Source organism: Nocardia ignorata NBRC 108230, from assembly GCF_001612905.1.
Classification (GTDB): Bacteria; Actinomycetota; Actinomycetes; order Mycobacteriales; family Mycobacteriaceae; genus Nocardia; species Nocardia ignorata.
Map to the genome: position 1 here is coordinate 15,758 of NZ_BDBI01000014.1, position 20,499 is coordinate 36,256.

The 20,499-nt window shown below is 69.3% G+C and carries 13 protein-coding genes and 2 pseudogenes; 6 read left to right on the forward strand and 9 right to left on the reverse strand.

The genetic code is table 11. The annotated features are described in order from the left end of the window. Positions 1–11 precede the first annotated feature (11 nt). The 3 genes from NI2_RS13675 to NI2_RS13685 all read left to right on the forward strand — a co-directional run bounded on the left by NI2_RS13675 (position 12) and on the right by NI2_RS13685 (position 6,133). On the forward strand, positions 12–4,877 hold the full coding sequence (locus NI2_RS13675; protein WP_067490714.1) for an ATP-dependent helicase: 4,866 nt from the start codon (positions 12–14) through the stop codon (positions 4,875–4,877). Positions 4,878–4,880: 3 nt separating this feature from the next. After that, positions 4,881–5,654 (forward strand): Fpg/Nei family DNA glycosylase, encoded by a 774-nt coding sequence (locus NI2_RS13680; protein ID WP_067490717.1) that lies wholly within the window; start codon positions 4,881–4,883, stop codon positions 5,652–5,654. Positions 5,655–5,752: 98 nt separating this feature from the next. Then, positions 5,753–6,133 (forward strand): VOC family protein, encoded by a 381-nt coding sequence (locus NI2_RS13685; protein ID WP_067490720.1) that lies wholly within the window; start codon positions 5,753–5,755, stop codon positions 6,131–6,133. A 3-nt stretch (positions 6,134–6,136) separates the two neighbouring features. Here NI2_RS13685 and glpD read toward each other — a convergent pair whose 3' ends face one another. Then, positions 6,137–7,927 carry a glycerol-3-phosphate dehydrogenase gene (gene glpD, locus NI2_RS13690; protein ID WP_243749862.1) on the reverse strand — a complete coding sequence of 597 codons (1,791 nt, stop codon included), beginning with the start codon at positions 7,925–7,927 and terminating at the stop codon, positions 6,137–6,139. Positions 7,928–8,161: 234 nt separating this feature from the next. Here glpD and glpK point away from each other — a divergent pair, with 234 nt between their 5' ends. Then, positions 8,162–9,658 carry a glycerol kinase GlpK gene (glpK, locus tag NI2_RS13695; RefSeq protein ID WP_067490723.1) on the forward strand — a complete coding sequence of 499 codons (1,497 nt, stop codon included), beginning with the start codon at positions 8,162–8,164 and terminating at the stop codon, positions 9,656–9,658. A gap of 2 nt (positions 9,659–9,660) precedes the next feature. Then, positions 9,661–9,882: pseudogene (locus NI2_RS13700) on the forward strand (helix-turn-helix domain-containing protein); the annotation flags it as partial. A gap of 83 nt (positions 9,883–9,965) precedes the next feature. On the opposite strand, the pseudogene NI2_RS33085 reads toward NI2_RS13700, so the two are convergent. The 5 genes and pseudogenes from NI2_RS33085 to NI2_RS13725 all read right to left on the reverse strand — a co-directional run. Further along, positions 9,966–10,799 (reverse strand): annotated as a pseudogene (locus NI2_RS33085) (alpha/beta hydrolase); the annotation flags it as partial. A 279-nt stretch (positions 10,800–11,078) separates the two neighbouring features. Further along, positions 11,079–12,263 (reverse strand): aminotransferase-like domain-containing protein, encoded by a 1,185-nt coding sequence (locus NI2_RS13710; protein ID WP_067490729.1) that lies wholly within the window; start codon positions 12,261–12,263, stop codon positions 11,079–11,081. Between the two features lie 88 nt (positions 12,264–12,351). Beyond that, positions 12,352–13,758 (reverse strand): DUF8176 domain-containing protein, encoded by a 1,407-nt coding sequence (locus tag NI2_RS13715; protein WP_133733980.1) that lies wholly within the window; start codon positions 13,756–13,758, stop codon positions 12,352–12,354. A 72-nt stretch (positions 13,759–13,830) separates the two neighbouring features. Further along, a complete protein-coding gene (locus NI2_RS13720; protein ID WP_243749861.1) occupies positions 13,831–14,868 on the reverse strand; it encodes a hypothetical protein in 1,038 nt (345 codons plus the stop codon). A 176-nt stretch (positions 14,869–15,044) separates the two neighbouring features. Then, positions 15,045–16,442, reverse strand: coding sequence for an NAD(P)H-quinone dehydrogenase (locus tag NI2_RS13725; protein ID WP_067490735.1), 1,398 nt, complete (start codon positions 16,440–16,442; stop codon positions 15,045–15,047). Positions 16,443–16,652: 210 nt separating this feature from the next. Between NI2_RS13725 and NI2_RS13730 the strand changes: the two genes are divergently transcribed. Continuing rightward, complete coding sequence (locus NI2_RS13730; RefSeq protein WP_067490738.1) at positions 16,653–17,117, forward strand: gamma-glutamylcyclotransferase family protein; 465 nt, start codon at positions 16,653–16,655, stop codon at positions 17,115–17,117. Between the two features lie 52 nt (positions 17,118–17,169). Here NI2_RS13730 and NI2_RS13735 read toward each other — a convergent pair whose 3' ends face one another. From NI2_RS13735 to NI2_RS13745, 3 genes are all read right to left on the reverse strand, one after another. Beyond that, a complete protein-coding gene (locus NI2_RS13735; RefSeq protein ID WP_067490766.1) occupies positions 17,170–18,333 on the reverse strand; it encodes a M20 family metallopeptidase in 1,164 nt (387 codons plus the stop codon). 125 nt (positions 18,334–18,458) lie between these two features. Further along, the gene (locus tag NI2_RS13740; RefSeq protein ID WP_067490741.1) at positions 18,459–19,661 is read right to left on the reverse strand and encodes a M20 family metallopeptidase; all 1,203 of its coding nucleotides are present in this window, start codon (positions 19,659–19,661) and stop codon (positions 18,459–18,461) included. A gap of 49 nt (positions 19,662–19,710) precedes the next feature. Then, entirely contained in the window at positions 19,711–20,412 is a 702-nt protein-coding gene (locus NI2_RS13745) for an enoyl-CoA hydratase-related protein (protein ID WP_067490744.1), read from the reverse strand. Positions 20,413–20,499 lie beyond the last annotated feature (87 nt).

The window sequence follows — 20,499 nt, forward strand, 5'->3', positions numbered from 1 at the left end:
CACTGAATCTCATGGACCGGTTCTCCCCCGCTACCGCGCAGTGGTTCGACGGCGCCTTCCCCGAGGCGACGTCGGCCCAGCTCGGCGCGTGGCAGGCCATCGCCGACGGGCAGCACACCCTTGTCGTCGCGCCGACCGGGTCGGGCAAGACGCTGTCGGCGTTCCTGTGGGCGATCGACCAGCTCGCCCAGCGTGGGCCCGCCGAGCCCGGCACCCGCCGAGGGACATCCGTGCTCTATGTCTCACCACTGAAAGCGCTGGCAGTGGACGTGGAGCGGAACCTGCGAGCCCCGCTGGTCGGAGTCACCCAGACGGCGAAGCGGCTGGGGCTCGACCCGCCGGAGATCTCGGTGGGCGTGCGATCCGGCGACACCACCCCCGCGCAGCGCCGGGCGATGCAGCGCACCCCACCCGACATTCTCATCACCACACCCGAATCACTGTTCCTGCTGCTCACCTCCGCGGCCCGCGAAACCCTCGCCGAGGTCGAGACGGTGATCGTCGACGAAGTACACGCCATCGCCGGCTCCAAACGCGGCGCGCACCTGGCGCTGTCGCTGGCCCGGCTCGATCAGCTCACCGAACGGCCCGCGCAGCGCATCGGTCTCTCGGCCACCGTCCGCCCGCCCGAGGAGGTCGGGCGATTCCTCGTCGGCGACGCGCCGATCACCATCGTTCGGCCACCCGCGCCGAAGACCTTCGACCTGTCGGTTCGCGTGCCGGTGGCGGACATGACCGATCCGGGCGGCGACTCCGATCAGCCGGGTTCTATCTGGCCGCATGTCGACGAGGCCATCGTCGACCTGGTGCTCGAGCATCGGTCCTCGATCGTGTTCGCGAACTCGCGACGCCTGGCCGAACGATTGACCGCCCGGCTCAACGAGGCCTACGCCGCCAAGCTGGGCGAACCGGTCGAGACCGAGCACGCCCCACCCGCCCAGCTCGGGCCGTCCACCGAGGTGATCCACGGTGCCGACCACCTGCTGGCGCGTGCGCATCACGGGTCGGTGAGCAAGGAGCAGCGGGCGATCATCGAGGACGACCTCAAGACGGGTCGGCTGCGGTGCGTGGTTGCCACGAGCAGCCTCGAGCTGGGCATCGACATGGGTGCGGTCGACCTGGTCGTTCAGGTGGAGGCGCCGCCGTCGGTGGCGAGCGGGTTGCAGCGGGTCGGGCGGGCCGGACACCAGGTGGGCGAGATCTCGCGGGGTGTGCTGTTCCCCAAGCACCGCACCGATGTCATCCATTGCACCGTCGCCGCCCAGCGCATGCTGTCCGGGCAGATCGAACTGCTCCAGATCCCCGCGCATCCGCTCGACATCCTCGCCCAGCAGACCGTTGCCGCCTGCGCGCTGGAACCGCTCGATGTCGACGCCTGGTTCGATGTCGTCCGGTCGACCGGAAGCTACGCGCAGCTGCCCCGCTCGGCGTATGAGTCCGTGCTCGATCTGCTCGCCGGTCGGTATCCGTCCGACGAGTTCGCGGAGCTGCGGCCCCGCGTGGTGTGGGATCGCGATGCGGGCACGCTGACCGGGCGCCCCGGTGCGCAACGTTTGGCGGTCACCTCTGGTGGTGCGATTCCCGATCGCGGAATGTTCGCGGTGTTCATGGTGGGTGAGAAAGCTTCTCGTGTAGGTGAACTCGACGAGGAGATGGTCTACGAGTCCCGCGTCGGTGATGTGTTCGCGCTCGGTGCGACGAGCTGGCGGATCGAAGAGATCACCTTCGACCGGGTGCTGGTGTCGCCTGCGTTCGGGCTGCCCGGTCGGTTGCCGTTCTGGCACGGCGACGGTTTGGGTCGTCCCGCCGAATTGGGTTCGGCGCTGGGCGAATTCGTGCGCACGGCTGGGCAGGTTCCCGCCGATGAGCTGACCCAGATCGTGTCCAACATGGGCGCCGAGGTCTCGGCTCCTGGAGTTTCCCCCGATTCGGCGGAATCCCTTGTCGGGAAGGGTGTCCCGCTGGAAAGCCGGGCGCGATCACGCGGTGCGAATCGGGTCGGGGCGGAGTTGAGTAAGCCCGCTTCGCGGCTCGAGGAGTTGGTGCGCACAGCTGGGCTGGACCAGAACGCGACGGCCAATCTGGTCGGGTTGCTCGACGAACAGCGGACGGCGACAGGGCAATTGCCTACCGATCGCACCCTGGTGGTCGAACGGTTCCGCGATGAACTCGGTGACTGGCGGCTCGTGCTGCACTCGCCCTACGGCACGCCGGTGCACGCACCGTGGGCGCTGGCTGTGGGGGCGCGTCTGCAGGAACAGTTCGGTATCGACGCGGCGCCTACCGCGTCCGACGACGGCATTGTCGTGCGGTTGCCCGACACCACGGATCAGCCGCCGGGTGCGGAGCTGTTCGCGTTCGAACCCGACGAGATCGACGACATCGTCACCGAACAGGTCGGTGGTTCGGCGCTGTTCGCGTCTCGGTTCCGGGAGTGCGCCGCCCGCGCGTTGCTGCTGCCGCGGCGCGACCCGGGTAAGCGGGCCCCGCTGTGGCAGCAGCGGCAGCGGTCGGCCCAATTGCTCGACGTGGCAAGGAAATTCCCGCAGTTCCCGATCCTGCTGGAAACCGTGCGCGAATGCCTGCGCGATGTGTACGACCTGCCCGCCCTGCGCGACCTGCTCACCCGGGTGGCGCGCCGGGAGATCCGCCTGGTCGAGGTGGAGACCGCAACCCCGTCACCGTTCGCCAACGCCCTGCTGTTCTCCTACATCGGCCAGTTCCTCTACGACGGCGACAGCCCACTGGCCGAACGCCGCGCCGCCGCCCTCGCCCTCGACTCGAGCCTGCTCGCCGAACTCCTGGGCCGCGTCGAACTCCGCGAACTCCTCGACCCAGCCGTCCTCGACCTCACCGAACGCGAACTCCAACGCCTCACTCCTGAACGCCACGCCCGCGACGCGGAAGGCCTGGCCGACCTCCTCCGCCTCCTCGGCCCTCTGACCCCCGACGAGGCCGCCGCTCGCTGCGTTCCCCGCCCCGGAACCCTCACAGCCGCCAGCTGTGCTGCCGACGGAGGTGCGGCGGTGGGCGGCGACGAGTCGCGGCTGCTCGCGGACTCCGACGCCCCGGCGTGGTTCGCGGAACTGCGGGATTCGCGGCGGGCCCTGGAGGTTTCGTTCGCGGGGCGCACCTGGTGGGTTGCCGTGGAGGACGCGGCTCGGTTGCGGGATGCGCTAGGGGTGCCGTTACCGATCGGGGTGCCTGCGGCGTTTATCGAGCCGGTGCCGGATCCGCTGGGTGATCTGGTCGGGCGGTATGCGCGCACGCACGCGCCGTTCACTACCGCCGCCGTTGCCGAGCGATTCGGCTTGGGTACGGCGGTCGCGGCCACCGCACTGCATCGATTGCTTGCCGAAAAGCGTATTGTGGAGGGGGAATTCACGCCGGGTGCGGCCGGTGGTGAGTGGTGTGACGCGCAGGTGTTGCGGCGGTTGCGGCGGCGGTCGCTCGCGGCGGCCCGGCACGAGGTCGAGCCGGTGTCCACCGCCGCGTTCGCTCGTTTCCTACCTGCCTGGCAACACGTCGGTTCGGGCGAGTTGCGCGGCATCGACGGTGTGGCCACGGTGGTGGAACAGCTTGCGGGCGTGCCCGTTCCGGCTTCGGCATGGGAGTCGCTGATCCTGCCGATGCGGGTGCGCGACTACTCGCCCGCCATGCTCGACGAACTCATGGCCACCGGTGAGGTGATCTGGTCGGGGCACGGCGCCATCACCGCCCGCGACGGCTGGATCGCCCTGCACCTGGCCGAACAGGCCCCGGTCACCCTGCCACCACCCGACGACATAGACCCCACCGACATTCAGCTCGACCTCCTCCTGGCTCTCGGCGCCGACATCGAGCCCCGCCTACGAACCGGGCGCGGTGAACCCACCGACGGCGCCGAGGCCGAGGTGATAGATCTCGACCGAACCGGTGACATCGGCGGCGAAGGCCGTCGAATCCCGGCGAACCTCAGCGGCGGCGGCGCGTATTTCTTCCGCCAGCTGTCCGATGCGACCGGGCTGCTCGATGACAAAGCGGTCGGCGAGGCTCTGTGGCAGCTGGTCTGGGCCGGTTACGTTTCCGGCGATACCTTCGCCCCGGTGCGCGCACTCCTGTCGGGCACCGCGCGCAGCACCACCGCGCACCGCACGCCACGCCGCGCTCCCCGGGCCCGCGCGTACCTGCCCCGCCCGTCCATGCCGACCCGGTCCGGCCCACCGAACCTGGCAGGCAGGTGGTCGATTCTCCCGGAACGGGTGCGCGACAACACTGTTCGTGCCCACGCCACGGCCGATCAGCTCATCGAGCGATACGGCGTGCTGACGCGCGGCTCGGTACAGAACGAAGGCGTGCCGGGCGGGTTCGCGCTGATGTACCGGGTGCTCACCGAGTTCGAGGACCGTGGCAGGTGCAGGCGAGGCTATTTCGTCGACACCCTCGGTGGCGCGCAGTTCTCCACCACCGACACCGTCGACCGCTTACGTTCCTTCGACACCGACCGCGACAACGACCGGGCAGGCGTCGCCGTGGCCCTGGCCGCCTGCGACCCGGCCAACCCCTACGGAGCCGCCCTGCCGTGGCCCAAGGGCGATGCCGACAGTGGTCACCGGCCGGGCCGCAAAGCGGGGGCGCTGGTGGTACTGGTCGGCGGCGAACTGGTGCTCTATGTGGAGCGCGGCGGCAAGACCCTGCTCAGCTTCACCGAGGACATCGGCCTGCGCCGCACAGCGGCCGTCGCCTTGGCACAGCTGGTCACCGACCGCCGGGTCGACGGCCTGGTGATCGACAAGATCAACGGTGAAACCGTGCACGGCCACACCTTCGTCGACGTCCTCGTCGAGGCGGGCTTCTCGATGACCCCACGCGGACTCCGACTGCGCAGGCAGGTGTAGCCGATGCCCGAGGGCGACACCGTTTTCCGCACCGCCGAACGGCTACGCACCGCGCTGGCCGGGAAGACACTGACCCGCAGCGACTTCCGTGTGCCGCGCTACGCCACCGTCGACCTTGTCGGCGAAGTCGTCGACGATGTAGTGAGCTACGGCAAGCACCTGTTCGTGCGCACCGACCGGGCCAGCATCCACACCCACCTGAAAATGGAGGGCACCTGGCGGGTGTTCCACTGCGGCCAGCGCTGGACCAAACCGCGGGTCACCGCGCGACTCGTGCTGGCCACCGAGGAGGTCGAGGCCGTCGGCTTCTCGCTCGGAAAGGTGCAGGTCCTGCCGCGCGCCGAGGAACACACCGTCATCGATCACCTCGGCCCCGATCTGCTCGGGCCCGGCTGGGACGCCGCCGAGGCGCTGCGTCGCCTGTCCGGGTATCCGCGCCGCCCCATCGGACTCGCCCTGCTCGACCAGCGCAATCTGGCGGGCATCGGCAATATCTACCGCAGCGAGATCTGCTTCCTGCGCCGCGTCCACCCGGCCACGCCCGTCGGCGAGATCGCCGATCTCCCGGCCCTCGTCGAGGAGTCGCACCGGGTTCTCGGCAAGGCCGCGCACGAACCACCGTGGCGGCCGATGGTCTACGGGCGCACCCGTCGGTCGTGCCCGCGCTGCGGCACCGCCATCGCCTCCCAGCTCCTCGGGGAGGACGACCCCGCCGACCGCATCACCCAGCGCGAACGTGGCATCTATTTCTGTCCGCGCTGCCAGCCGGTTCCCTGAAAAAGGCTCGCCGTCGCCGCCGCCGTCCGATACGCTCGCCAGAATCGTTCCCATCGCTAACTTCCCGGCAGTTCACCAGGTAGAGAGCAGGTTTCGCAGTGGCATGTCGGATCGGTGAGCTCGTGCTCGAGTGCCGCGAGCCCGAGACACTCGCCAAGTTCTGGTGCGCGGTACTCGATTACGTCGTACTCGATCGCGACGACGACGGCAGCATCGAGATCGGGCCACGCGAAGGCTTCGGCGGCCCGCAGCCGACGATCATCCTCAGCCCCACCGACAATTCAAAGCCCGGCAAGGCTCGCCTGCACATCGACGTCAATCCCACCGACCGCGACCAGGATGCCGAACTCGCGCGCCTGCTCGAACTCGGCGCACGTCCCGCGGATATCGGCCAGACGGGCGACGAGCAGTGGCATGTGCTGGCCGATCCCGAGGACAACTACTTCTGCTTGCTGAAGGCGCGCATCGACCCGGTCTGAGGGTCAGCGGTCCTGCGGTACCGGTTCCAGCAATTGCGGACGCGGCTCCGGGGCGGCGACCCGCAGGGCGTCGGCCGACTTGTCGTCCGGCTGGGTCTGCGATTCGATCTCCGCGCGCACCCGCGCCTGGTAGGTCGACACCTCACGCTCGATGTCGTCGTCGTCCCAGCCGAGAATCGGCGCCACCAGGTGCGCGACCTGTTCGGCACAGTTGGCGCCCCGATCGGGGTATTCGATGGAGATGCGGGTGCGCCGGGCCAGGATGTCGTCGAGGTGCAGGGCGCCCTCCGCGGCGACCGCGTACACCGCTTCCACCTGCAGGTAGGCGGGAGCGTCGGTAATCGGTTGCAGCAGTTCGGGTTTGCCCTCGGCCATGGCGAGCACCTCGTCGACGACCGAGCCGTAGCGGTCGAGCAGGTGGGTCATCCGGTACGGGTGGACGCCGTAGTGCTCGGCCAGTTGCACGGTCTGGTTCACCAGCGCGAAGTACCCGTCGGCGCCGAGCAGAGCCACCTTCTCGGTGATCGACGGCGATACGCGGGCCGGAATGTCCTGCGCCGCTTCGTCCATGGCATCGGCCGCCATCACCCGGTAGGTGGTGTACTTGCCGCCCGCGATACTCACCAGGCCGGGCGCCACCCGGGCCACGGCATGCTCACGCGACAGCTTCGACGTCTCGTCGCTCTCCCCCGCCAGCAGCGGCCGCAGGCCCGCGTACACGCCGTCGATATCGGCGTGGGTGAGCGGCGTGACCAGCACCTCGTTCACCCGGTCGAGCAGGTAGTCGATATCGGCCTTGGTCGCGGCGGGATGCGCGAGGTCCAGATTCCAGTCGGTGTCGGTGGTGCCGACGATCCAGTGCGCGCCCCACGGAATGACGAACAGCACCGAGGTGGGGGTCCGCAGGATGATCGCGGCGTCGCTGACGATGCGGTCGCGCGGGACGACGATGTGCACACCTTTGGACGCTCGCACATGGAATCGGCCGCGCTGATGCGACAGACCCTGCACCTCATCGGTCCACACGCCCGTCGCATTGATGACCACACTCGCGCGCACCTCGGCGGTCCGCCCGTCCTCGGTGTCGCGCAGCTTCGCCCCGACCACCCGGTCGGCCTCCCGCAACAGTCCGACCACCTGGGTGGACGTACGGATGACGGCACCGTAGTGGGCCGCGGTGCGGGCGACGGTCATGGTGTGGCGGGCGTCGTCGACGACGGTGTCGTAGTAGGTGACACCGCCGATCAGCGCGTCACGGCGCAGCCCCGGCGCCAGCCGCAGCGCACCGTGGCGGGTCAGATGATGCTGTCCCGGAACGGATTTCGCGCCGCCCATGGTGTCGTAGAGGGTCAGGCCGGCGGCCACGTACGGCCGTTCCCACAGCCGGTGGGTGAGCGGGTACAGGAAGCGCAGCGGCTTCACCAGGTGCGGGGCCAGCGTCGACAACGCCAGCTCGCGCTCCTTGAGCGCCTCGCGCACCAAACCGAACTCGAGCTGTTCGAGGTAGCGCAGACCGCCGTGGAACATCTTCGACGACCGGCTCGAGGTGCCCGAGGCGAGGTCACGCGCCTCCACGAGGGCGACCGACAGGCCACGGGTCGCCGCGTCGAGCGCGATCCCGGAGCCGACCACGCCGCCGCCGATGACCAGCACGTCGAATCGGTCCTTGCCGAGGCGCTCCCAGGCGGTGCGCCGGTGTTCGGGACCGAGCTCACCGGGGCCGAGCCGGTCCCGTCTTCCGCCCGCGACCAACTCACCAGGGTTCAGGAACGGAAACTCCGGTGTCTGCGACATGCTCGACTCCTCGCCGCCGACCGTGAACGGCCGGTCCCAGCCGACAGTTGGGTGCAGACGCCGGGCACGTCCCGGCGCCGCCTACAGGCTAAACGTAGTGCCCACCCGGCGGGTGGGACGAACCCGGCGAGGCGCGTGGCCGAAATTCGGTACCCGGACCCAACCGGGCGATTCCCGCTCGTCGTCGGCGACAAAGCTTGCTACGACGACCGCGCGGTTGGGTAGCCTGCCTGAATGCGTCGCTATGTGGCCGCCATCGATCAGGGCACGACTTCGAGTAGGTGCATCGTCTTCGACCGGCAGGGCCGGATCGTCGGGACCGCGCAACGCGAACATCGGCAGATCTTCCCCAAGCCCGGCTGGGTGGAGCACGATCCGGTCGAGGTGTGGCGCAATACGGAATGGGTGCTCGGCGCCGCGCTCGGCAACAGTGGCTGCTCGGCGGGCGACCTGGCCGCCATCGGTATCACCAACCAGCGCGAGACCACCGTCGTGTGGGACCGGACCACCGGCGAACCGGTGTACAACGCCATCGTCTGGCAGGACACTCGCACCGATCAGCTGTGCACCGAGCTCGGTGGCGAGCAGGGCCCGTCGCGGTACGCCGACCGCACCGGGTTGCCGCTGTCGACCTATTTCGCCGGTCCGAAGCTGCGCTGGATCCTCGACAATGTCGAGGGCGCACGGGCAAAGGCGCAGGCGGGTGACCTGTGTTTCGGCACGATGGATACCTGGGTGCTGTGGAAACTCACCGGTGAACACCGCACCGACGTCACCAATGCCTCGCGCACGATGCTGATGGATCTGCGCACGCTGCGATGGGATTCGCAGATCTGCGCGGAATTCGACGTGCCGATGTCGATGCTGCCCGAGATCCGCAGCTCCTCGGAGGTGTACGCGGAGATCACCGCCGGGCCCTTCGCCGGCGCACCCGTGGCGGGCATTCTCGGCGACCAGCAGGCCGCCACCTTCGGGCAGGCGTGCCTGTCGCCCGGCGAAGCCAAGAACACTTACGGCACAGGCAATTTCATGCTGCTCAATACCGGGACGACACCGGTGTTCAGCAAGCACGGGTTGCTCACCACCGCGTGCTACCAGATCGGTGACTCCCCCGCCGTCTACGCGCTGGAAGGGTCGATCGCGGTCACCGGTTCGCTGGTGCAGTGGTTGCGCGACAACCTCGGCATCATCTCCTCCGCCCCCGAAGTGGAAACCCTGGCCCGCACGGTCCCCGACAACGGCGGCGCCTACTTCGTCCCCGCCTTCTCCGGGCTGTTCGCCCCGCGCTGGCGGCCCGACGCCCGAGGCGTCATCGCGGGCCTCACTCGCTTCGTCACCAAGGCCCATCTGGCAAGAGCCGCACTGGAATCCACCGCTTTCCAGACCCGCGAGGTGGTCGACGCCATGCGTGCCGATGCCGCCGCACAGCACCTCGACCTGGAACTGACCACCCTCAAGGTCGACGGCGGCATGACCGGCAACGACCTGCTCATGCAATTCCAGGCCGATATCCTCGACGTTCCCGTGGTCCGCCCGGTGGTCCGCGAAACCACCGCCCTCGGTGCCGCCTACGCCGCCGGTCTGGCCGTCGGCTACTGGTCCAGCCTCGACGACCTGCGCGACAACTGGATCGCCGACCACACTTGGACCCCCGATATGCCCGAATTCGAACGCACCCAACGCTATTCGGAATGGAACAAGGCCGTGGAACGCACCTACAACTGGTCCTGAGGATGGACGACCGCCCCCGCAAGCTGCCTCGGCAACGCCGGGCGCGCGAGACCGTGGAAACGCTGCTCGAGGCCGCCGCCCAGGTGTTCTCCCGCGAGGGTGCGGCGGCCACGACCAACCGGATCGCCGAGCGCGCGGGCGTCTCGATCGGCACGCTGTACCAGTACTTTCCGAACAAGACGGCGATGCTGCGCGCCTTGGCCGAGCGCCACTTCCTCGCTGCCGGGACGGGACTCGGCGAGGTCCCCGGCTCTTCGATGGGGAAGTGACCACATCCCCCGAGCAACACCGCTCTCGTGTCGGCGGCGATCCGGTCGAGGAACCGCACGCTCAGTTCCGGCGGCGTCCACCGGTCCGCCGCCGGGTGGACCAGCGTGACCGGCGAACCCTGATAGTCCTGTGGAGGTGTGTGCTCGAACAAGAGGAAGTCCGTGAGAAAACCGACGGGGATCCACACGCCGCCGCCTCTCGGGTCGCTGCCACAGTGTCGCGACAATGCCGGGTCCAGGCTCATGTTCGCCATATCGACCAACCATCGAATCGGCAGACGCACACCGCTCGCCGCTCGCCCCGCACCCGAGAGGACGCCACGCGGCAACGCGCCCAACGCCTTCCAGCGAGCAGCCGCCCGACGTGCGGCCGGCTCAGCGGGGTCGAGCAGGCAAGTCGCCACCACATGCGCGACCCGCCCGGTCCGCGCCGCCACCTCGTACGCGAGCATCCCACCGACACTCGCGCCGAACAGCACGAGCGGCCTGCTGTCGGATTCGGTTTCAGCACAGACGAACTCGCTCACCAGCTCCACCCAGTCGCGATACCGCACCGACGTGGGCTTCGGCTCGACGGTGTCGCCGTAGAGCGGAAGATCCAGCGCCGCGACCGAAACACCCTCCCCCGCAGCGATTCCGAGCAGCGGCCAAACCAACCCCGCATGCCCACCCGCCCCGTGCAACGCCAACACCCGAACAGCCGCGTCCCCACGCTCCGCCCTGGCCACATGCACCCTGCGCCCTCGCCATTCCCACCACGTCGACTCCGGCTCGACCACCTTCTCCCGATACCGAACCGGCAGGAACTTCACATAACTCGAATACTCCATACGCACAGAATCCGGCCCCGAATACCCGCTGCCAACTCGCATTCACACCACCGATCCGGCCGCAAAAAGACCCACTGAGCAGCGCCATCGCAAAACACTGATTCACGTGCTCGCATTTCGAACATCACTACAGCGGCTTCCGAGGAGACAACAGTTCAGGCTCGGGGGCTCGGAGTCCGGTCAATCGTTGTAGACAGTGTTCCCGTGTGCCCGGATTCGGCCTGTCGACGCCGCCGAATCGCGCATGACTGCATCCTGATCACCCGGCGCACAAGGCCTCACGAAGAGTCGAGGCCCTTCCGAGCGACCGGTGAGCCACTATCAGACGCTGGTCGTGGCTGCTTTAGCCAGGCGATGGATGGCTTCGGTGAGGGTGGGTTCGTCGGAGGTGGTGAAGCAGAGGCGCATGGAGGTCTGGTAGGCGTCGGTGACGGCGAAGGCGGCGCCGGGGACGTAGGCGACGCCTGCTTCCAGGGCGGTGGGGAGCAGGGTCGAGGCGTTGGTGCCGTCGGTGAAATCGGCCCAGATGAACATGCCGCCGGTGGGGTCGGTGCAGTGGACGCGGCCGGCGAAGGTGGTGCGCAGGGCGGCGACGAGGGCGCGGGCGCGGGTGCCGTAGGCGGCGCGGATGGTGTCGACGTGGGTGGTGAGCCAGTCGGTGTCGGTGAGCAGGTCGGTGGTGATCTGGTGGGTGAGGGCCGAGCCACACAGGTCGGCGCCTTGTTTGAGGAGTTCGACTGCGCGACAGACCCTTTCTGGAGCGATCAACCAGCCGACACGGAGGGCGGGGGCCAGGATCTTGGACACGCTGGACAGCCGGATCACCTGGGGCGAGTAGGAGGCGACCGGCGCCGGGGTCGGCCGGTCGAACCAGAGTTCGCCGTAGGGATCGTCTTCGATCACCCAGAAGCCGTGTGCCTCAGCGAGTTCGGCGAGGCGACGGCGGCGCTCGGGCGCGAGGGTGACCCCACCGGGATTGTGGAAGTTCGCGACGGTGTGGACGACGGCCGGACGCTCACCGGCGGCCAGCAGCTCCTCCAGCACGTCGACACGTAGCCCGTCGGCGTCGAGCGGCACGGCGACGATGCGCGCACCGGCGGCCCGGAACACTTGCAGCGCACCGACATACGCCGGGTCCTCCACCACGACCAAGGCGCCCGGATCGAGCAGCACCTCGGCCAGCAGCGACAACGCCTGCTGCGAACCATGGGTGATGAACACCTCGCCGACCGGCACCGACCGGCCGATCTCGGCGGACTCGCGCTCGGCGATCACCGCACGCAGCGCGGGCCAGCCGGGCGACTCCGTGTACTGCAACACCGCCGGATCACGCAGGGCCGCCTCCGCCGCGGCGGCGATCCGCTCACCCGGCATCAGCGCCGCATCGGGCAGACCTCCGGCCAGGCTGATGATCTCCGGCCGCGCGGTGAGCTTGAGCAGGTCCCTGATCGCCGAACTCTGCAAACCGGCGAGCTTGCCCGCCAATGCTGGACTGGTCAGCGACATGGAAACCTCCGGGAACGCCAGGGGACGCGATGACCAACGATCGCACAGCATTCACCAGAATATGAAATTGTTGTCCCAGATAATGGGACTATGGGAGGGCCGTAATGGACTTGACCTGCCACTTCCCATCGGTCAGCGTGGTGACGATCTCCTGCTTGTAGACCACCGACGTACGGTCGGGATGCCACTCGCGCAGCTCCACGTCATAGACTCCGACGCCGGTCTCGCGCACCTTCACGCAGTGCGTGGTACCCCTCGGGATCTGATCGTCGATCGCCTTCTGGATGACATCGGCGGGCGAGATGTTCACCGCGTCGGGCGCGACGAACTCACGCACGCGCGCACCGGAGCGTTCGACATAGAAGGCGTACTGGAAGCCGAGGATCGCCCTCGCGCCCGAGGATGTGTCGCCCGGGCCGTTTCCGACGGTGAGACCCTCGTCGGCGATCGTCCGGCAGTCGGCACCCGCTGCGGAGGTGACCGGCGCCGCGGTGGGCCCGGGATCCTCGCCACCACCACGCTTGACCAGCCCGATCGTCAGCACCAGCGCGACGACGAGCAGGACCGCGGCCACGACACCGCCGATGATCCAGCGCATCCGGTTGTCGGGCTCGGACTCCTCGGCGACCGGCGCGGTCGGCGTCTTCGGGGCGAGCCTGCGGGCGATGGGGTCGTCGGCCCAGGACAGGCCGGGTTCGGGCGGCTTGGGGACGCCGCCGTCGTCGTCGGGGCTGTTCCACCAGGCCCGGTCCTCGGCGTCGTTGTCCTTGGCCGGTGCGCGCGGCGGTTCGGGGGTGCGTTCCGGCTCGGTGACCCGCTGCTGGCGCGGCGCGGAGTTGCGCCGGATGACCTCGGTCTCTTCCTTCCCGGAAGTCACCGGCACCGAGTCACCGAACACCGAGCTACCGGCGGCGGAAGCGGCGGCGCCGAAACGCACCGTCGGATCGGCGGGCGGGGTGGGTCGTGCGGGCGGCGGTGTCGCGACAGCGTCACCGAACGGCGAAGGACGCGGCGGCGCAACGGGATTCGCCGGGGGCGGCGTGGCCCCACCGAAAACGGAGGTCGCAGCCGAAGGATGAGGCGGCGCAGGCGGACTGGTGGGCGGCGGCGTGGACACGGCATCGCCGAAGACGGATGTCGGAGCGGAACGACGCGGTGGCACAACAGGATCGGGCCCGCGCGGCGGAACCGGCCCATTCGGCGGAACGCTCCCGGCGGGAGTTACCGGACCAGGAGCGGTGGGCGGAACGGGTCCGGCCGGGGGCATCGGCGCACCCACCGGCGCACCGAACGGCCCGGGCGCCGGCGCGGAGCCCGGCTGCGCGGGTCGCCAACCGACCTCCGGCAGCGGTCCCGGCGGAGCGGGCGGCGGCACGGCGAGCGGACCACCGAAACCGGCGTCGTCGACCGGCGGCCCGAAATCGCCTACGGGAGGACCGAATTCACTCGCGGGCCGGTTACGGCCGCGCTCGTTCTCGTCATCCTCGGTGGCCACAGTCCCATCCTTTCCCCAGGACACACGTGTGGGGCGGTCGCCATCCGACCGCCCCACACGACGTACTGCGTGTCAGTACTGGAGCGAGCCACCCCACTGAGTGGTGACACCCGCGACGTTGATCGTCTGCAGCAGCTCCCCCGGCACCGGAAGTGTAGCCTTCGCGGCCTGTTCCATCGCGGCGGCACCGCCCGGCTGAGCCTTGATCCAGTTCTCGACCGCCGCCTTGGCCAGGTTGGCCTGGGTGGTGTCGAGGACGGTGACCATGGTGTTGTCGGGGCGGCCGTCGCCACCGTTGAAGGTGGTGACCTTCACCGAGTTCTCGCCGACGTACTCGACCGCGACACCGGCGTCACCGAAGCCGCCACCCGGCGTGCGGTAGCCGATGGTGCCGACGTAACCGGAAGCGTTGTTGTAGTGGTGGGTGTTGGCCAGCACACCCGGCAGCAGCGAACCGCCGTCGACGGTGACGCCGACTTCCTGGTGCGGGCCCTCCATCTCGACGACCGGCGCGGCAGGCGCGTTGGCCAGGCGCGGCGCCTGCCAGGCGGGCTCCTGCGCTTCCTGCGGATCCTGCACCAGGGTCTCGGGGCCGTCTTCGGCGGCACCGCCCTGCGCCTGCGGGGCGGCGGGCTGGTTCTGCGAAGGCTGCGCGGGCGTCTGCTGGGCGGGGGTGCCGCCCTGCTGGCCCGGCGCGGCCTCTTGCGGCTTCTCCGGGTTGTTCACGGCGGGCTGGGCGGGGTTGCCCTGACCGGCCTGACCCGGCACCGGCAGCGGCGCGGTACGCGGGGTGGTGGTGACGCCCGGCTGGCTCGGCGTCGGCTTGGCCTGCTCCGGCTCCTCCGGCGCGGGGGTGGTGACACCCGGCTGCGCCGGGGTGGGCTTGGACTCGCCCGGCTTCACGTTCTCCGGGGTCTCCGGCTGCTTCTCTTCAGGAGTGACCGTCTCCGGCGTCTCTCCAGGCTGCTGGCTCGGGGTCTCGGTGCCCGGCTGCGCAGGAGCCGGAGTCGCGGGTGTGGTCGGCTGGTCGCTGGGGACCGCGCCGGCCGGAGCCGCGAGGAGGGTCGCCACGGCCGCGGCGGCGGCCAGGGGCAACGACGTGCTTGCCATCGCTCGCTGCGCCCGACTCGGCTTACGATGCTTCACTTTTCGCTAATCCCTTTCCCGGAGGGAATCCCCCACAATCCACCACGCGCTCGCATTCGAACGCGCCTCGGCCGTGAGTCAACCATATGAGCGCGAGACAGGCAACGCGGCAGTAGCTTTCGGATATCGGCCGTGGGGGCTCAGTCCAGGTCGTCGTGGCGCATCAGCAAACGACCGGCTTCGGTGACCGATCCGGTGAGCGACGGGTACACCGAGAAGGTCTGCGCGAGATCGGTGACCGTGAGGTTGTTCTGCACCGCGAGCGCGATCGGCAGGATCAGCTCCGAGGCGATGGGGGCGACGACCACGCCGCCGATCACCACACCGGTGGCGGGGCGGCAGAAGATCTTGACGAAGCCCCGGCGCAGCCCCGACATCTTCGCGCGCGGATTCGTGTTGAGCGGCAGCATGACCGTGCGCGCGGGCACCTCGCCGTTGTCGATGGCGGTCTGGCTCACACCGACGGTCGCGATCTCCGGGCGGGTGAACACCGCCGAGGCGACGGTCTTGAGCCGGATGGGGCTCACCCCCTCGCCGAGCGCGTGGTACATCGCGATCCGGCCCTGCATCGCGGCCACCGAGGCGAGCGGGAGCAGGCCGGTGCAGTCGCCCGCCGCGTAGATACCCGGCACCGAGGTGCGCGACACGCGGTCGACACGCAGGTAGCCGTTGTCGAGTTCGATACCGACCCGGTCGAGACCGAGATCGGCGGTGTTCGGGGTGGAGCCGACGGTCATCAGGGCATGGGTGCCGGTGACGGTGCGCCCGTCGGACAGCTTCACCACGATGCCGTCGGCCGTGCGCTCCACGGCGTCGGCGCGGGCGTGCTTGACCAGTTCCACACCGCGTTCGGCGAGAGCTTCCTCGAGCACGAGGGCGGCGTCGGCGTCCTCGCCGGGCAGCACACGGTCGCGGCTGGACACCAGCTTCACCCGCACACCCATCTCGGTGTAGGCGGAGACGAATTCGGCACCGGTGACACCGGATCCGACCACCACCAGGGTCTCGGGCAGTTCCGGCAGGTCGTAGAGCTGGCGCCAGGTGAGAATGCGCTCACCGTCGGGTTCGGCGCCGCGCAGCACCCGCGGGCTGGCGCCGGTGGCGATGAGCACCACCTCGGCCTCGAATTCCTCGGTGCTGCCGTCGGCCATGGTGGCACGCACACGATGCGCCAAACCGGCTGCGGGACCGATCAATTCACCGCGCCCGGCGAGCAGTTGCACGCCTGCGGCCTGCAGTTTGGCGCGGATGTCGGAGGACTGGGCGAGGGCGAGCGCCTTCACGCGGCCGTTCACCTCGGGCAGGTTCACCTTCGCCTGGCTCGCGTCGAGGGTGATGCCGAGGTCGCGGGCGCGGCGCAGATCGGTACGCAGACCGGTGGAGGCGATGAACGTCTTCGACGGAACGCAATCCCACAGCACACAGGCGCCACCGATGCCGTCGGCATCGACCAGGGTCACCGAGGCCCCGTGCTGGGCGGCCACCAGAGCCGCCTCGTATCCCGCCGGTCCACCGCCGATGATCGCAATCCGTGCCACCAGTCACGCTCCTGTGCTCGCCTGATCGGGCATCGCCCCTTGTGAGGGCCGCCCGCGCTGTCGCCCCATCATTTCAGGTGCGCCGTGACGCGACCGGGTCGGCTCGGTGAACAACGTTCGGCGTGTTCGCCGTCACCGCCGAGTGTGACAGTGAGCCGATCTGGGTGGGAGACAGGAATTCCGCGCGGTTTATTGGCTACAGTTCCTCAGGTGCCGATCTATGCCGCTTACGGGTCCAACATGGACTCCACGCAGATGCTGGAACGCTGCCCGCATTCGCCCATGTCGGGAACCGGGTGGCTGGAAGGTTGGCGCCTGACCTTCGCCGGTGACGACATCGGCTGGGAAGGGCCGTTGGCCACCGTCGTCGAAGATCCGGGCTCCCGGGTGTTCGTCGTCCTCTACGACGTGTCCCCGGAGGACGAGGAACGCCTCGACCGCTGGGAGGGCTCCGACTTCGGCATCCACAAGAAGATCCGGCTGCGGGTCACCGGCACCCAGGGCGAGTCCCGGCTGGCCTGGCTTTACGTGCTCGACGCGTACGAGGGCGGGCTGCCGTCGGCGCGTTATCTGGGTGTCATCGCCGATGCCGCCGAGAAGGCGGGCGCACCCGAGGACTACGTGCACGCCTTGCGCACCCGCAACAGCAAGAATGTGGGTCCGGGGTCGGCCTGATCCGACCCCCGAACACGGGGAGTGCGTCACCTACCGCACTCCCCCGCCGCCCTCAGGCCTGCAGCACGATGTTCGTCAGTGTCCGCACGCCGACGGCCAGCGCGCGTTCGTCGATATCGAACGTCGGCTGATGCAGGTCGAGCTGCTCGCCGGTGCCCGACCACACGCCGAGACGCGCCATCGCGCCCGGCGCGTGTTCCAGGTACCAGGAGAAGTCCTCGCCGCCGCCCGACTGGGGCGTGTCGGCCAGGGCGTCGGGACCGATCGCCAGTACGGCGTTCTCGAACATCAGGGTCGAGGCCGCGTCGTTGACCACCGGGGGCACGCCGCGCTTGTAGTTGAGCTGGTACCGCACACCGGTCGGCGCGAGCAGGCTGTCGACGATCTCGCGGACCAGCGGCTCGAGCAGCAACCATGTGGGGTGATCGCCGGTGCGGACGGTTCCGGTGAGCATGCCGGTCTGCGGGATGGCGTTGGGTGCCTTGCCCGCGCTCACCGCGCCCCACACCATCACGGTGCTGGTGCGCGGATCGACCCGCCTGCTCAGCAACCCGGGCAGCCCGGTGATGACGGTGCCGATGGCGTACACGAGGTCGCTGGTGAGGTGCGGCCGTGACGTATGCCCGCCGGGCGAGTCGAGCACGAGTTCGACGGTGTCGGCCGCCGAGGTGATCGCCCCGGTCCGCAGCCCGACCTTGCCCACTTCCAGCCGCGGGTCGCAGTGCAGCGCGAAGATCCGGTCCACGCCGTTCATCCCGCCCGCCGCGACCACGTCGAGCGCGCCGCCGGGCATCACTTCCTCGGCGGGCTGGAAGATCAACCGCACGCCGACCGGCAGGGTGTGTTCGGCCTCGGCCAGCGCGAGCGCGGTCCCGAGCAGCACCGTGGTGTGCGCGTCGTGGCCGCAGGCGTGCGACACACCGGGCACGGTCGAGGCGAAGCTCAGGCCGGTGAATTCCTGCATCGGCAGGGCGTCCATGTCGGCGCGCAGGGCGATGCGCGGCCCGTCGGACGGTCCGAGATCACAGATCAGGCCGGTGCCTCCGGGCAGCACCTCCCAGGTCAGGCCCGCCTTGGTGAGCCAGCCGGAGACGAACTCGGTGGTGGCGAACTCCGCCCGCGACAACTCAGGGTTGGCGTGGATGTGCCTGCGCCATTGCACCAGGTCACCGGTGTGTTCGGCCAGCCATGCGTCGACGATCTCGGTTCCCGACATCATGGTTGGTTCGGCGGCCGGCCGGGTCGGGAACACCGTGGGCTCACGCATCACCGACGGGGTGGCGACACCCATCGATAGAGCGTCAGCGCCTGCGCGTGCGGTGCCCGAATGGCCGGAAATACTCACCGAATGTCCTCCTGTCGTTCGATCAGACGTTGCAACAACCTGTCCCTGTGTACTTCATCGCGCGCGATCGCGACAGCGGTACGCGCCAGCGCGAGCGCACCGTCGATCACGGCCCGATCCGCCGAGGCGTTCACCGCGGCCGCCGCGAAGTCCGGTTGGTGGGTCACCGCGCCACCGGCGTCGATGCCGATCACCGGGTGGATGCCGGGGATCACGTTGGTGACGTTGCCCATGTCGGTGCTCCCGAGCGGTCGCAGCACCTCGAGCTCGGGCGCGATCGGCACCCGTCCCAAACCGGTGATCTGCGCGCGGTAGGCAGCGATGAGAACCGGGTCGGGGGTGAGCTCGGTATAGGTGGGCGCGAGCGTCCGTATGTCGTGGGTGCAGCCGGTCGCCAGGGCGCCCGCCGCGAAGCATGCCTTCGCCCGGCCCATCAGGTCGTCCAGGGACGCGGCGTCGGCAGCGCGAAGGTAGTACAGCAACTCCGCACGTCCGGGCACGATGTTGGGGGCTACACCACCGTCGGACACTATACCGTGCAGCTGCTGGCCGGGCCGCAGATGCTGGCGCAGCAAGCCGAGAGCAACCTGGGTGACGGTGATCGCGTCGCCCGCGTTGAGGCCGAGTTCGGGGGCGGCGCTCGCATGCGCCTCGCGGCCGTGGAAGGTGACGGCGAGGTCGGCCAGCGCCAGCGATCGGGCGCCGACGATGTCGGCCGGGCCGGGGTGGACCATCATCGCCATCGCGATGTCATCGAAGGCGCCCGCCTCGAGCATGAGCACTTTGCCGCCGCCGCTCTCCTCGGCGGGTGTGCCGAGCACGACGACGGTGAGGCCGAGCTGATCGGCCACCTCGGCCAGGCCGAGCGCGGCACCGGTCGAGGACGCGGCGATGATGTTGTGCCCGCAGGCGTGCCCGATCTCGGGCAACGCGTCGTATTCGGCGCAGATGCCGACGGTGAGCGGGCCGCTGCCGTAGACGGCGCGAAAGGCTGTGGGCAGCCCGGCGATTCCGGTGGTGATCGCGAAGCCGCGGGCGCGTAGCGGGGCGAGAACCTTGGCGACGCTCCGGGTCTCGTCGAAGGCCAGTTCGGGTTCGGCGTGAATGGCGTGCGACAACCCGATCAGCTCGTCCGAGGCCGCGAGGATCGCGGTATCGGCTGCGGTCGCCGAGAATTCGCCGGTACGCGAGGGTGCCATGCACTCAGTCTCGCATCAGTGCTGCGCCCGGGCGCACCGGCGAAGGACCTCAGCCGCCGAAGGGCAGGTTCTCCGGGGTCACCGGCGTGGCGAGCGCGGCGAGGGTCTCCGCGTGCAGCGAGGTCTTGATGATCGGGGTGATCGGCTTGCGCAGGCTGGTGAGCGCGGCGGCACGGGCGACGGCGGTGGGCAGCACCTGGTCGGCGTCGGCCTTCGCGTCGACGATGCCCGCGGCGATCGCCTCGTCGGCGCCGAAGCGGTGCCCGGTGGTCATGGCCTGCACGCACACCTGGTTGCTGAGGCGGCCCTGCAGCAGCGCGTTCATGCCGATGGTGAAGGGCATGCCGAGGTGCACCTCGGGCAGCGACCAGAAGCCGCGGTCGCCGCGCATCACCCGGAAGTCGTGCGCGGAGGCCAGCATGGCGCCCGCCCCGAAGGCGTGGCCGTTGATGGCGGCCACGGTCGGCATCGGGAAGGTCAGCAGCCGGGTGTAGAGGGTGTGCACGCGGTCGAGGTAACCGTGGATCTTGTCCAGGTTGCCGAACACCCAGTCGGTGTCGAGGCCGTTGCTGTAGAACTTGCCGGTCGCGACGGTGACCAGCGCCGCGGCACCCTCGGACGCCTCGACCTTGTCGAGTTCGGCATGGAAGGCGTCGATCCAGTCCGGCGAGAAACGGTTCTCGTTGTCGGTCTGCCCCTCGTCACCGAGGTACAGGACGAAAACTTCACCAGAGCGCTCCAAATACGGCATGCAGGGAGAATAGTCCGCCCCAGAACACCCTCCTACTCGCGGGTAGACACCTCCCCAGCCCCGCACATCCCGACCCCGAGGAGGGAT